Origin of the sequence: Microbacterium sp. CH12i (assembly GCF_000685355.1) — a bacterium.
Classification (GTDB): domain Bacteria; phylum Actinomycetota; class Actinomycetes; order Actinomycetales; family Microbacteriaceae; genus Microbacterium.
In genome coordinates this window covers 184,783-197,178 of record NZ_JHET01000001.1, presented here as the reverse complement: position 1 = coordinate 197,178, position 12,396 = coordinate 184,783, and the positions used below count along the sequence as shown (strand labels likewise).

At 63.1% G+C, this 12,396-nt stretch carries 12 protein-coding genes and 1 pseudogene; all 13 read right to left on the bottom strand.

Going from position 1 to position 12,396, the window contains the following annotated elements; translation table 11 throughout:
- Positions 1 to 22: 22 nt before the first annotated feature.
- A complete protein-coding gene (gene rpsS, locus DC31_RS01080; protein ID WP_036275966.1) occupies positions 23 to 304 on the bottom strand; it encodes a 30S ribosomal protein S19 in 282 nt (93 codons plus the stop codon).
- 12 nt (positions 305 to 316) lie between these two features.
- Positions 317 to 1,156: a 50S ribosomal protein L2 gene (gene rplB, locus DC31_RS01075; protein WP_036275962.1), complete on the bottom strand. Its 840-nt coding sequence runs from the start codon at positions 1,154 to 1,156 to the stop codon at positions 317 to 319.
- A 21-nt stretch (positions 1,157 to 1,177) separates the two neighbouring features.
- Complete coding sequence (rplW, locus tag DC31_RS01070; protein ID WP_036275961.1) at positions 1,178 to 1,501, bottom strand: 50S ribosomal protein L23; 324 nt, start codon at positions 1,499 to 1,501, stop codon at positions 1,178 to 1,180.
- A complete protein-coding gene (rplD, locus tag DC31_RS01065; RefSeq protein WP_036275958.1) occupies positions 1,498 to 2,160 on the bottom strand; it encodes a 50S ribosomal protein L4 in 663 nt (220 codons plus the stop codon). Before rplD ends, rplW begins: the two co-directional genes overlap by 4 nt.
- Positions 2,161 to 2,163: 3 nt before the next feature.
- Positions 2,164 to 2,823, bottom strand: a complete 660-nt coding sequence (rplC, locus tag DC31_RS01060; protein WP_036275957.1) for a 50S ribosomal protein L3 — start codon at positions 2,821 to 2,823, stop codon at positions 2,164 to 2,166.
- A gap of 8 nt (positions 2,824 to 2,831) precedes the next feature.
- Positions 2,832 to 3,140 carry a 30S ribosomal protein S10 gene (gene rpsJ, locus DC31_RS01055; protein ID WP_030147986.1) on the bottom strand — a complete coding sequence of 103 codons (309 nt, stop codon included), beginning with the start codon at positions 3,138 to 3,140 and terminating at the stop codon, positions 2,832 to 2,834.
- Between the two features lie 710 nt (positions 3,141 to 3,850).
- A complete protein-coding gene (locus tag DC31_RS01050; RefSeq protein WP_036275954.1) occupies positions 3,851 to 4,063 on the bottom strand; it encodes a hypothetical protein in 213 nt (70 codons plus the stop codon).
- Between the two features lie 146 nt (positions 4,064 to 4,209).
- Positions 4,210 to 5,400: an elongation factor Tu gene (gene tuf / locus DC31_RS01045; RefSeq protein ID WP_036275952.1), complete on the bottom strand. Its 1,191-nt coding sequence runs from the start codon at positions 5,398 to 5,400 to the stop codon at positions 4,210 to 4,212.
- 149 nt (positions 5,401 to 5,549) lie between these two features.
- A pseudogene (fusA, locus tag DC31_RS01040) lies at positions 5,550 to 7,662 on the bottom strand (elongation factor G).
- A gap of 90 nt (positions 7,663 to 7,752) precedes the next feature.
- A complete protein-coding gene (gene rpsG / locus DC31_RS01035) occupies positions 7,753 to 8,223 on the bottom strand; it encodes a 30S ribosomal protein S7 (protein ID WP_033106048.1) in 471 nt (156 codons plus the stop codon).
- 5 nt (positions 8,224 to 8,228) lie between these two features.
- Entirely contained in the window at positions 8,229 to 8,597 is a 369-nt protein-coding gene (gene rpsL, locus DC31_RS01030; RefSeq protein ID WP_033106047.1) for a 30S ribosomal protein S12, read from the bottom strand.
- A gap of 204 nt (positions 8,598 to 8,801) precedes the next feature.
- Positions 8,802 to 11,663, bottom strand: coding sequence for an SCO7613 C-terminal domain-containing membrane protein (locus DC31_RS01025; RefSeq protein ID WP_036275946.1), 2,862 nt, complete (start codon positions 11,661 to 11,663; stop codon positions 8,802 to 8,804).
- Positions 11,663 to 12,049, bottom strand: coding sequence for a hypothetical protein (locus DC31_RS01020; RefSeq protein WP_036275944.1), 387 nt, complete (start codon positions 12,047 to 12,049; stop codon positions 11,663 to 11,665). Before DC31_RS01020 ends, DC31_RS01025 begins: the two co-directional genes overlap by 1 nt.
- Positions 12,050 to 12,396 lie beyond the last annotated feature (347 nt).

Genomic DNA, 12,396 nt, shown 5'->3' with positions numbered 1-12,396 from the left:
TCTCTCCTCTATCGTCCCCGCGTTAGCGGCGACGGCCCTTCTTGTCGTCCTTCTCGTGGCCGCGGAAGGTGCGGGTGGGCGCAAACTCGCCCAGCTTGTGGCCGACCATGGCTTCGGTAACAAACACAGGAATGTGCTTGCGACCGTCGTGGACCGCGATCGTGTGACCCAGCATGGCTGGGACGATCATGGACCGGCGAGACCAGGTCTTGATGACGTTCTTGGAACCAGCTTCGTTCTGCACGACAACCTTGCGAAGCAGGTGATCGTCGACGAAGGGGCCCTTCTTGAGACTCCGTGGCATCTTCTTCTACTCCTACTTACGCTTCTTAGACGCGGTGCGACGACGAACGATGTACTTGTCGCTTTCCTTGTTGGCGTGACGGGTACGACCCTCTGCCTGGCCCCAGGGGGAAACAGGGTGACGACCACCAGAGGTCTTACCCTCACCACCACCGTGCGGGTGGTCAACCGGGTTCATGGCGACACCACGGACGGTCGGGCGGATGCCCTTCCAGCGGTTGCGGCCAGCCTTGCCCCAGTTGATGTTCGACTGCTCGGCGTTGCCGACCTCGCCGATCGTGGCGCGGCAGCGTGCGTCGACGTTGCGGATTTCACCCGACGGCAGACGAAGCTGCGCGTAGATGCCCTCCTTGGCGACCAGACGAACGGATGCACCAGCAGAACGAGCCATCTTCGCACCGCCACCGGGACGGAGTTCGATCGCGTGGATCACCGTTCCAGTCGGGATGTTCTTGAGGGGCAGGTTGTTGCCGGGCTTGATGTCAGCGCCGGCACCCGACTCGACGATGTCGCCCTGGTTCAGCTTGTTCGGGGCGATGATGTAACGCTTTTCGCCGTCGAAGTAGTGCAGCAGTGCGATGCGTGCGGTGCGGTTGGGGTCGTACTCGATGTGAGCGACCTTGGCGTTGACGCCGTCCTTGTCATTGCGACGGAAGTCGATGACACGGTACTGGCGCTTGTGGCCACCACCGATGTGACGGGTCGTGATGCGACCCTGGTTGTTGCGACCACCGGTCTTGGAAAGCGGGCGCAGCAGCGACTTCTCCGGCGTCGATCGAGTGATCTCGGCGAAGTCAGCCACCGACGAGCCTCGGCGACCCGGGGTCGTGGGCTTGTACTTGCGAATAGCCATGATTGTCCTTTATCTCCCGGGTCAGCCGATTGCCGTGAAGATGTCGATGGTGCCCGACTTCAGAGTCACGATGGCGCGCTTGGTGTCCTTGCGCTTTCCCGTGCCGAAGCGGGTGCGACGGGTCTTGCCGACGCGGTTGATGGTGTTGACCCCAGCAACCTTGACGCCGAAGACCTTCTCGATAGCGAGCTTGATCTCGGTCTTCGTAGCACGCGGGTCAACGAGGAAGGTGTACTTTCCTTCGTCGATCAGCGAGTAGCTCTTCTCAGAGACGACCGGCTTCAGGATGATGTCGCGGGGGTCCTTGTTGAACGCCGACTGGAGGGCGCTTGACTGCTCGGTCATGCCGAGACCTCCTCGGTTTTGGCGGTCTTCGAGGCAATGAAGCCCTCGAGTGCAGCCTTGGTGAAGACGATGTCGTCAGAAACGAGCACGTCGTAGGCGTTGAGCTGGTCGAAGCTGAGCACGTGGAGGTTCGAAAGGTTCCGAATGCTCTTCACGGTCAGTTCGTCGTTACGGTCGGTCACGACGAGGACGTGCTTCGACGTGGCGACAGTCGCGAGGAACTTCGCTGCTGTCTTCGTCGAAGGTGCGCCGTCGATTCCGAACGACTCGATAGCAAACACGCGGTCACCGCGGAAGCGATCGCTGAGCGCACCCAGGAGGGCGGCGGCAATCATCTTCTTCGGGGTGCGCTGCGAGTAGTCACGGGGCTTCGGGCCGTGGACGATGCCACCGCCGGTCATGTGCGGCGCGCGGATCGAGCCCTGACGGGCGTTACCCGTGCCCTTCTGCTTGAAGGGCTTGCGGCCAGCACCAGAAACCTCGCCACGACGCTTGGTCGAGTGCGTTCCCTGGCGAGCCGCCGCGAGCTGCGCGACGACGACCTGGTGGATGAGCGGAATGTTCGTCTTGGCGTCGAAGAGCGCGGCGGGCAGCTCGATAGAGCCAGCCTTCTTGCCGTCGGCCTTGAGTACGTCAAGCGCGAGAGTCGAGTCAGCCATGGACTAGGCCCCCTTCACAGCGTTGCGGACGTAGACGAGACGGCCACGAGCACCGGGGACGGCGCCCTTGACGAGCAGCAGACCCTTCTCGGTGTCGATGCCGTGCACCGTCAGGTTGAGGACGGTCACGCGCTCGCCACCCATACGGCCGGCCATGCGCATGCCCTTGAAGACGCGGCTCGGAGTCGACGATGCGCCGATGGAGCCGGGCTTGCGGTGGTTGCGGTGAGAACCGTGCGATGCAGAAACGCCCTTGAAGTTGTGGCGCTTCATGACACCCGCGGTGCCCTTGCCCTTGCTGGTGCCGACGACGTCGACCAGCTGGCCCGCTTCGAACAGACCGTCGACCGTGAGCTCCTGACCAAGCGAGTAGTCAGCAGCATCCGCAGTGCGAATCTCGGTCACGTGGCGGCGCGGCGTAACACCGGCAGCCTCGAAGTGAGCGGTGAGGGGCTTGTTGACCTTGCGCGGGTCGATCTGGCCAGCCGCGATCTGAACAGCGTTGTAGCCGTCCTTCTCGGGCGTGCGGATCTGAGTGACCACGTTCGGTGCCAGCTCGATGACGGTGACGGGGACGAACTTGCCATCCGCGTCCCACACCTGGGTCATGCCGAGCTTGGTGCCCAGCATTCCCTTGGAAATTTTTGCGTTGATGTCAGCCATGTCGATCCTTACAGCTTGATCTCGATGTTGACGTCAGCCGGGAGGTCGAGGCGCATCAGCGAATCGACGGCCTTGGGCGTCGGGTCGACGATGTCGATCAGACGCTTGTGCGTGCGCATCTCGAAGTGCTCACGGCTGTCCTTGTACTTGTGCGGCGACCGAATGACGCACACGACGTTCTTTTCGGTCGGAAGCGGTACAGGGCCGACGACAGTCGCGCCTGCACGGGTCACGGTGTCGACAATTTTACGTGCCGACGAGTCGATGACCTCATGGTCATACGACTTCAGGCGAATGCGGATCTTCTGTCCCGCCATTGTCTGCTCATCTCTCTATAAGCGTCGTACCGTCCTGGATCAGGTGACCCAGGGGCATTGGACGCACTGCACCACTGTTCTTCTATCAGCCCACTCACGCACGACGAAACGTCGCAACGAGATATCGGGGCTTGTCCTGCTACCCGCGGCCTAGAACTCTGCGCGTTAGCGCCGCCTATGCACTGCCCTGGTAGTGATCCGATGGGCGCATAGAACGCACCGCCGGAATGTGGAACTTATCTATTCTGCCATGCCTGATTTGACTTACGCAAACCCGGGCGTGTCGCGGTCCGTGCGAGACGGCTTCCGACCTCGTTCCACGGGTGGGCGATGGGACGAGGCATCCCCATGCCTCGTCCCATCTTGGGGAAGTGTTCAGTGCGAGGGGGCACACCGAACACAAGAACCCGAGCGTGAAGGGACGCTCGGGTCCTCGTCTAAGGCACAGTGAAACGCCCGCCGTTGCGGCGGGGTGAGGCGCGGGCGCACAGAGTGCGCGCGACGCACGATGATCCCCAAATCGTTCCCCAGTGTCCGGCACGGCCCCAGCCGTGCAGTGCAGTTCGTCGAACCCCTTCGACGAACCCGGCCGCGAGATCCCCAGGCGGCTAACTCATGGTAAACCATGACGGCCGAGAATCGAGCACCCGCGGCTGAAACATGAAAAGAGGCGATGCACCCGAAGTGCGTCGCCTCTTTCGAAGAACTATCTATTCGTTGCCAACAGCCTTGTCGGCGGCGTTGCGCACGTCGTCGATCTGCGCGGCAGCTCCCGGGGCGACCTTCTTGGCAAAATCAGCGATGCCATCAAGCACCTTGTCGCTGACATCCTCTGCCTGCTCACTCTTCACAATCTCTTCGATCTTGTCTTTGTTCTGCTCGAAAGCGTTTTTGCCCTGGTTGACAATGTCGTCGATACCCATGCGGGTCCCCCTTCAGAAGGTCATCATGCTGGCAGGTGCCGCCGGCCAGTCTTATTCTGCATGGCAATGCGTCCCAGCGGAAGAGCCGAGACAACGACAAAGGGGCCGGGCCCGAAGGCCCGACCCCTTTGCGAGGAAGCAGATGCTTACTTGTTGATCTTCGTGACCGTACCAGCGCCCACGGTGCGTCCACCCTCACGGATGGCGAAGCCGAGGCCGTCTTCCATGGCGATCGGCTGAATCAGCTCGACCGACATGTCGGTGGTGTCGCCAGGCATGACCATCTCGGTGCCCTCAGGCAACGTGATGACGCCGGTGACGTCGGTGGTGCGGAAGTAGAACTGCGGGCGGTAGTTCGTGTAGAACGGGTTGTGACGGCCGCCCTCTTCCTTGGAAAGGATGTACGCGGTGCCGTCGAAGTTCGTGTGCGGGGTAACCGAACCCGGCTGAACAACAACCTGGCCACGCTCAACGTCTTCACGCTTCAGACCGCGAAGCAGCAGACCACAGTTCTCGCCGGCCCATGCCTCGTCGAGCTGCTTGTGGAACATCTCAATACCCGTGACCGTGGTCTTCTGCGTCGGGCGGATGCCGACGATCTCGACCTCAGAGTTGATCTTGAGGGTTCCACGCTCGGCGCGGCCGGTGACAACGGTTCCACGACCGGTGATCGTGAAGACGTCCTCAACGGGCATCAGGAACGGCTTGTCACGGTCACGCTCCGGCTCAGGAACGCTGTCGTCGACAGCCTGCATGAGCTCGAGGATCTTGTTGACCCACTTCTCTTCGCCCTCGAGCGCCTTGAGCGCCGAGACCTGAATGACAGGAGCGTCCTCGTCGAAGCCCTGGGCCGCGAGCAGCTCGCGAACCTCGAGCTCAACGAGCTCAAGGATCTCTTCGTCGTCAACCATGTCGCTCTTGTTCAGCGCGACGAGCAGGTACGGCACGCCGACCTGCTTGGCGAGCAGAACGTGCTCACGGGTCTGAGCCATCGGGCCGTCGGTAGCGGCAACCACGAGGATCGCGCCGTCCATCTGAGCAGCACCGGTGATCATGTTCTTGACGTAGTCGGCGTGGCCGGGAGCGTCAACGTGCGCGTAGTGGCGCTTGGGGGTCTCGTACTCAATGTGCGAGATGTTAATCGTGATACCACGCTGGCGCTCTTCCGGCGCCGAGTCGATGGTAGCGAAGTCGCGCTGCACGTTGGTGGACGACGGGTACTTGTCAGCAAGCACCTTGGAAATGGCTGCGGACAGCGTCGTCTTGCCGTGGTCAACGTGACCGATGGTTCCGATGTTGACGTGCGGCTTGGTCCGCTCGAACTTGGCCTTGGCCACTGGGTCCTCCTCAGGACGTTCGTGTAGAGATTGCCGGGCACTGGATTGTGACCGGTTCGCTACGGGGTTTGATTCTCAGTTTAGTAGAGAGAGCTTTGTGAAGTTGTGTGTTCTCCGGGGAGGCCTCTCGACCTCCCCGGACGAAGGGCTTATTCGCCCTTGGCTTTTTGCACGATCTCGTCGGCAACTGCGCGAGGAACTTCCGCGTAGCTGTCGAACTCCATCGAGTACACCGCGCGACCCGAGGTCTTCGAGCGCAAGTCACCGATGTAACCGAACATCTCGGACAGCGGGACGTGTGCACGAACGACCTTGACGCCTGCGGCGTCTTCCATCGACTGGATCTGACCACGACGCGAGTTCAGGTCACCGATGACATCGCCCATGTACTCCTCAGGAGTACGAACTTCAACAGCCATAAGCGGCTCGAGAAGCACGGGGTTCGCCCGGCGGAGAGCTTCCTTGAAGCCCATGGAGCCGGCGATCTTGAACGCCATCTCCGAAGAGTCGACATCGTGCGCAGCACCATCGACGAGGGTCGCCTTGACGCCCACGATCGGGAATCCGGCAAGCACGCCGACGTTCATCGCATCCTGGAAACCAGCATCGATCGATCCGATGTACTCACGCGGGATGCGACCACCGGTGACCGAGTTCACGAACTCGTAGGTCTTGTCAGCATCCAGCGCAAGAGGCTCGATGTTGAACTGGATCTTCGCGAACTGACCAGAACCACCGGTCTGCTTCTTGTGCGTGTAGTCGTGCTTCTCGACGGTCTTCTTGATCGTCTCGCGGTACGCGACCTGGGGCTTTCCGACGTTGGCCTCGACGTTGAACTCGCGCTTCATGCGATCAACGAGGATGTCCAGGTGCAATTCGCCCATGCCCTTGATGGTCGTCTGACCAGTCTCGGGGTTGAGCTCAGTGCGGAACGTCGGGTCTTCCTCAGCAAGCTTCTGGATGGCGACACCCAGCTTCTCCTGGTCGGCCTTGGTCTTCGGCTCGATGGCGACCTCGATAACCGGGTCGGGGAACGTCATCGACTCGAGAACAACAGGCTTCGCGATGTCGGCGAGGGTGTCACCGGTGGTGGTGTCCTTCAAGCCGATAACTGCGTAAATGTTGCCAGCCGTAACAGCGTTGACCGGGTTCTCCTTGTTGGCGTGCATCTGGAAGATCTTCCCGATGCGCTCCTTCTTGCCCTTGGTCGAGTTGGTGACCGCAGAGCCAGAGTCGAGGTGACCGGAGTACACCCGAATGTAGGTGAGGCGACCGAAGAACGGGTGCACAGCAACCTTGAATGCGAGAGCCGAGAACGGGTCGTTGGCGTCGGGGTGACGCTCGATGATCGTGTCGTAGTCCTTCGGGTCATGCGCCTGAATGGCACCGACGTCGAGGGGGTTCGGCAGATAGTCGACAACGGCGTCAAGCATCGGCTGCACGCCGCGGTTCTGAACGCGGAGCCGCAGAGCACCGGGTAGATCTCGGACGCGACGACCATCTTGCGGATCGCACCCTTGATCTCGGCGACAGTGAGCTCTTCGCCGCCGAAGAACTTCTCGAGCAGCGCGTCGTCAGTCTCAGCGACAGTCTCGAGCAGACGCTGGCGGTACTCGTCAGCCTTCTCCTTGAGGTCGGCCGGGATCTCCTGGACCTCGTACGAGGCACCCATGGTCACGTCACCCTTGGAGTCACCCTCCCAGACGAGTGCACGCATCTCGACGAGGTCGATGACGCCGACGAACTCACTCTCAGCGCCGATAGGCAGCTGAATAACGAGCGGTCGTGCGCCGAGGCGGTTGACGATGGTATCGACTGTGTAGTAGAAGTCAGCGCCGAGCTTGTCCATCTTGTTGACGAAGCAGATACGCGGAACGTTGTACTTGTCAGCCTGACGCCACACGGTCTCGGACTGGGGCTCGACGCCCTCCTTACCGTCGAAGACGGCGACGGCGCATCGAGGACGCGCAGCGAGCGCTCTACCTCGACGGTGAAGTCCACGTGACCGGGGGTGTCGATGATGTTGATCTGGTTGTTATCCCAGAAGCAGGTCACGGCGGCAGACGTGATCGTGATGCCGCGCTCTTTCTCCTGCTCCATCCAGTCGGTGGTCGAGGCACCATCGTGCGTCTCGCCCAGCTTGCGGTTGACGCCCGTGTAGAACAGGATGCGCTCGGTGGTGGTGGTCTTGCCAGCATCGATGTGCGCCATGATGCCGATGTTGCGGACCTTGCTCAGGTCGGTGAGCACGTCTTGTGCCACGGGAGTGTCCTTATCTTCGTGATGTCGCGGAGCAACGAGGTGAGAGGTGCACGCTCAGGAACGACAAGCACTCCTGAGCGTGCAGAGCTGTTACCAGCGGTAGTGAGCGAACGCGCGGTTCGACTCGGCCATCTTGTGAGTGTCTTCACGGCGCTTGACCGCGGCACCCAGGCCGTTCGAGGCGTCCAGAATCTCGTTCTGGAGACGCTCGGTCATCGTCTTTTCACGACGACCCTTGGCGTAGCTGACAAGCCAGCGCAGTGCCAGCGTGTTCGCGCGGTGCGGCTTGACTTCAACCGGCACCTGGTAGGTCGAGCCACCAACGCGGCGGCTACGAACCTCAAGGGTGGGGCGCACGTTGTCGAGCGCCTTCTTGAGAGTGGCGACAGCATCCTGGCTGTTCTTCGCCTCGACGCCGCGGAGGGCACCATAGACGATCGACTCAGCCAGCGACTTCTTGCCGTCAACCAGAATCTTGTTCACCAGCGAGGTGACAATCGGAGCACCGTATACCGGGTCGTTGACTACGGGGCGCTTCGGGGCGGGACCCTTACGAGGCATCTAACTCAACCCTTCTTTGCGCCGTAGCGGGAACGAGCCTGCTTACGGTTCTTGACTGCCTGGGTGTCCAGGGCGCCACGGACGATCTTGTAACGCACACCGGGGAGGTCTTTGACACGACCGCCGCGGACGAGCACCAAAGAGTGCTCCTGCAGGTTGTGGCCCTCACCCGGAATGTAGGCGGTGACCTCGGCGCCGTTGCGGAGCTTCACACGAGCGACCTTGCGCATCGCCGAGTTCGGCTTCTTCGGCGTAGTGGTGTAGACGCGGGTGCATACCCCGGCCTGCTGCGGGTTCGACTTGAGCGCCGGCGCCTTGGTCTTAGTGACCTTGGGCGAGCGACCCTTGCGAACCAACTGCTGAATGGTTGGCACGTTCTCTCCTCATAGTGCTGCACGGTGACAGCGTGATGGGTTTCACATCAAACCCACCGGCACGACGGAATCGCCGAGCTTTTGGTGTGATGGGTATGCCGTGGGGGCAAACCGATATGGACCGGCGCCCAGCGCACACGTCAAGACGTGCACACACCTGATCAAGTGTAATGCTGCGTACCTGTCGGTCAAATGGCGCAGGGCTCAGCGCAGATCTCGCACCCGCGCGGCCACGGTATCAGCCTGCCCCGTGCGTCGCTCGTAAGTGACGGCGATGATGAGGAGCACCGCGCCGATCACGGCGAGGGTGATCCACCATGGCATTGATTCGACACCGCGGCCGATCTGCACAGCGAACACGAACACGTTCTCGATCGGCAGCACCAGCATCCCGAGCAGGAAGGGCGCGGCCAGCTTGCGGCCAGCGCCGACCATGATCGCGGCGAGCGCGAGCACCATGACGAGGATCGCGCGCCACGTGAGCGGGTCAGTGAACGTGGAGACAATCGACGCGCTCATCATCGTGACGAGACCGGGGGCGAGCCACGCCCACGAGCTCCGGTGATTCATAGGCCAGTTGCTGAGAGAGCGGGTATCTGACTCCCCCACCTTCGCCTGACGCATCCCCGCGATGCCGGCCACAAGGAGGAATCCACCCAACGGAAGCGAGAACCATTCGACTCGGAGGTCACGCGGGGACCAGGCAACCACCGCCGTCACGAACGCGATTGCAAACAGGAACCACACCGGCGGCAGCGTGGTGCGCTGCGCGCGGATCGCCGCGACAACGAGCAACACCAGAATGCCGACCATCAGCGTCCACATCAGCCAGATCGATCCCCAGTCGCGCTCGATCGCGCTCCAGGTGCCGGCCGCAAGCGCGAAGACGGCCGGCGCGTACAGCCAGCGAGATCGGCGCGCCCTATCGGATGCCGTGGAGCGGATGCCGCGGGCGGCGAGCGCCATCACGATGGCAGCCGACGCGGCCAGACCGAAGCACGCGAAGAACAGTCCCGCTCCGTGAAGGCCACCGGGTGCGAAAGCGAGATCGGCGCCCACGCCGATCCGTACGCCCTGCACTGGGCCGACTACGGCCGCGAGTCCGGCAGCGACGAACGTCGGCAACACGAGAATCTGCATGCGTGGGAACCGGCCGAGCCAGGCACCGAGCGCAAGCAGCGCGGCGCCCGCGGCGAGAAGAGCGAGCGCACGCCACGGCACGTCGGCTGCGGTGCTGGCATCGGTTCGCCCAAGGCTCAATAAACCAAGACTGGGCAGCACAGCAATTGCGAGTCCTGTGGCGAATAGCCCCCGCGCCCGATACCCGCGAGCGGTGAGGATGGCAGCGACCACCGTTGCTGCCAGCGCAGGCGGCAGCAAATACGCCTCAAGAAGATCAACGCTGTTCATGGCCCAGATGCACCAGAGCGCACCGGTGATAGCGGCACCGGCAACCCACCAGCCGTAGCGACGATGAGCGAACAATGCACTCGCGGCGGCGCCGACGCCCAGAAGCACCAGCACGAGGAATGTCGTGCCGAGACCCGCCGCATCACGGGCGAGAGCAAGGCCGGTAGCAATGGCTCCGGTGAGAAGTGCCGACGCTTCAATTGCCAGGCGAGCGGCGGTTGCGGCATCCGCTCGCAGGCCGTTTTGACGCAGCGCATCACGGATGAGAGTCGTCGACGGCAGCACGAGCGCGACAATCGCGGCGATGATCGGCAGCGTCACCGGCGATCCGCTGACGGCCAGCAGCTGCGCGCCGAGGCACACCACCACGACCGCGATGGTCGGAACAAGCATTCCCGCAGCAAGCGTGCGCAGAATGATGTTGAGCCCGGGACGCCGCGTGAGAAGCAACGAGAGCGCGAGGGCGAACATCAGGGCGGTGGACAGCGCCGTCCAGCCGCTGCGCTCGAAGATCACCTGCACGATTCCGGCGGCGAATGGCACCGTGGTCACGGTGAGTACGGCATACCACGAGCGTGCGCCCACCCGGCGGAGGAAGGTGACCGCGATCGCGCCGAGGAGTCCGACTGTCGTTGTGAGACACAGCACCGCGATACTGCCGAGCTCGGTTAGTGCAAGAGCCTGCGCAATGCAGATCAGGGCGTAGGCGAATCCTGCGCCGACGTGCAGAAAACGGATGCTGGCAGACACCGTCCCTCCGGCGAGCGCGAGCGCGGCAACCACCGCAATGCCGACGAGGGGTGCAACCTGTGCGTCGCGCCACGACACGATGATGCCGACGCCGATCGCGAAGTGGATACCGAGTTGGAGTGCTGTGCGGATGCCCGATCGGGCATCCCGAACACTCGGCAGCCACCGCATCGCTGCGGCCACGGCGGCTGCAGAGCCGAGAACGATGGCGAGCCGCGCGGGCAGCGGCAGAACGGGTAGGCACGCCAGTGTCACCACGGCGGTGCTCGCTATGAGAATGGCTGCGACGTCCGTGCCGAGCACCATGGCACCGAGGACAGCGCGCCGATTGGCAAGCCTGCCAAACAGCGCCAGGCCTGCGGCGATGCCACCCAGCCCCACCACGAATGCCCACGACCACGGATCGGCGAACACGCCAAGATCCCCCGCCCCGCGCACAAATGCCTCGACCGCACTGATGCCCGTGAGCGCGGCGAGCGCGAGCGGCATCAGGCTGATCACCGCCAACACACTGACCGCACCGGACGCGAGCACACCCCTGGACGCGCGGCGCGGCAGCGGAGAGACCGAGAACAGCGCGAACGACAGCGACGCAGTTGCGGGAATGGTCGCCACCCACCAGCGGATGTCTATGACCTCGACCTGCGCGGCCTGGACTGCGACAAGGACGGATGCCACGGCCGCAGCACCCGCGACATAACTCCACCACCTTCTGATGAGGTGGCGCGTCGCGAACAGCGCGTGCGCGACGATGAGTGCGAGTACGGCAGCGATCCCGAACAGGTAAAGAGGCGTCGCCGGAGTACCCAAAAGCACAATCGGCACTGCGCTGAGCACGGCCACCACCTGCAGAGCCACGAGCACGCGGCGTTCGGGCTCAAGCTGACCCGTTGCGCCGTCGGGCATCAGGCGCGTGCGAGTCGCGGCAATAGTTCGATGAGCCAGGCTGCGATGAATGCGGCGGCGATATGTCCGACGGCGGCCGCAAACCCGTCACCAATCGCATAGCCGAGCATCGCCGGCACGGTCGAGAGAGCGAGCAGCGCTCCCCCGCCCCAGATCCGAATTCGCGCGGCGAGACCCGCCGCGAGCATCATGACGCCGGCGACAGCGGTTGCGGCAGCGGTCAGCAACCATGTGGCATCGCTGATCTCGCTGAGTTGCGCGAACGCATAGACATCCAGGCCAACGAAAACCAGGCCGAGGCCACCCACTGCTTCTGCCGAGAACTGCAGTCCGCGGCGCGCGAGCAGCCACGATCCGCCGAGGAAGAGCAGCGTGACAAGCCCCACGATGACGCTGCGCAGCGCGCGGTCAGCGAGGTCGGCGTGAGGAAGGTGAACACAATCGCGGCGACGGCGAAGAGGCCTGATCCGGCGATGGCGAGCACCGACTGCAATGTGGCGCTGCTGCCGGCGGAGCGGGGAGTGGAGGCTGGGGCAGGAGGCGCCGAAGCCGCAACAGGAGTCGCGGCAGGAGGCATGGTAATTGTCCGCGGCACACGCAGCAGGAGTGCGTTTCGCGCGCGGAGAGCGGCTGCGGCGGCATTCGAGGCATCCCACACCTCGTTGCCCGCAGGGCCACGGAGGTCGGCGCCGCACCGCGGACAGCATCCGGCTTCAAGAACTGAGCCGGCACA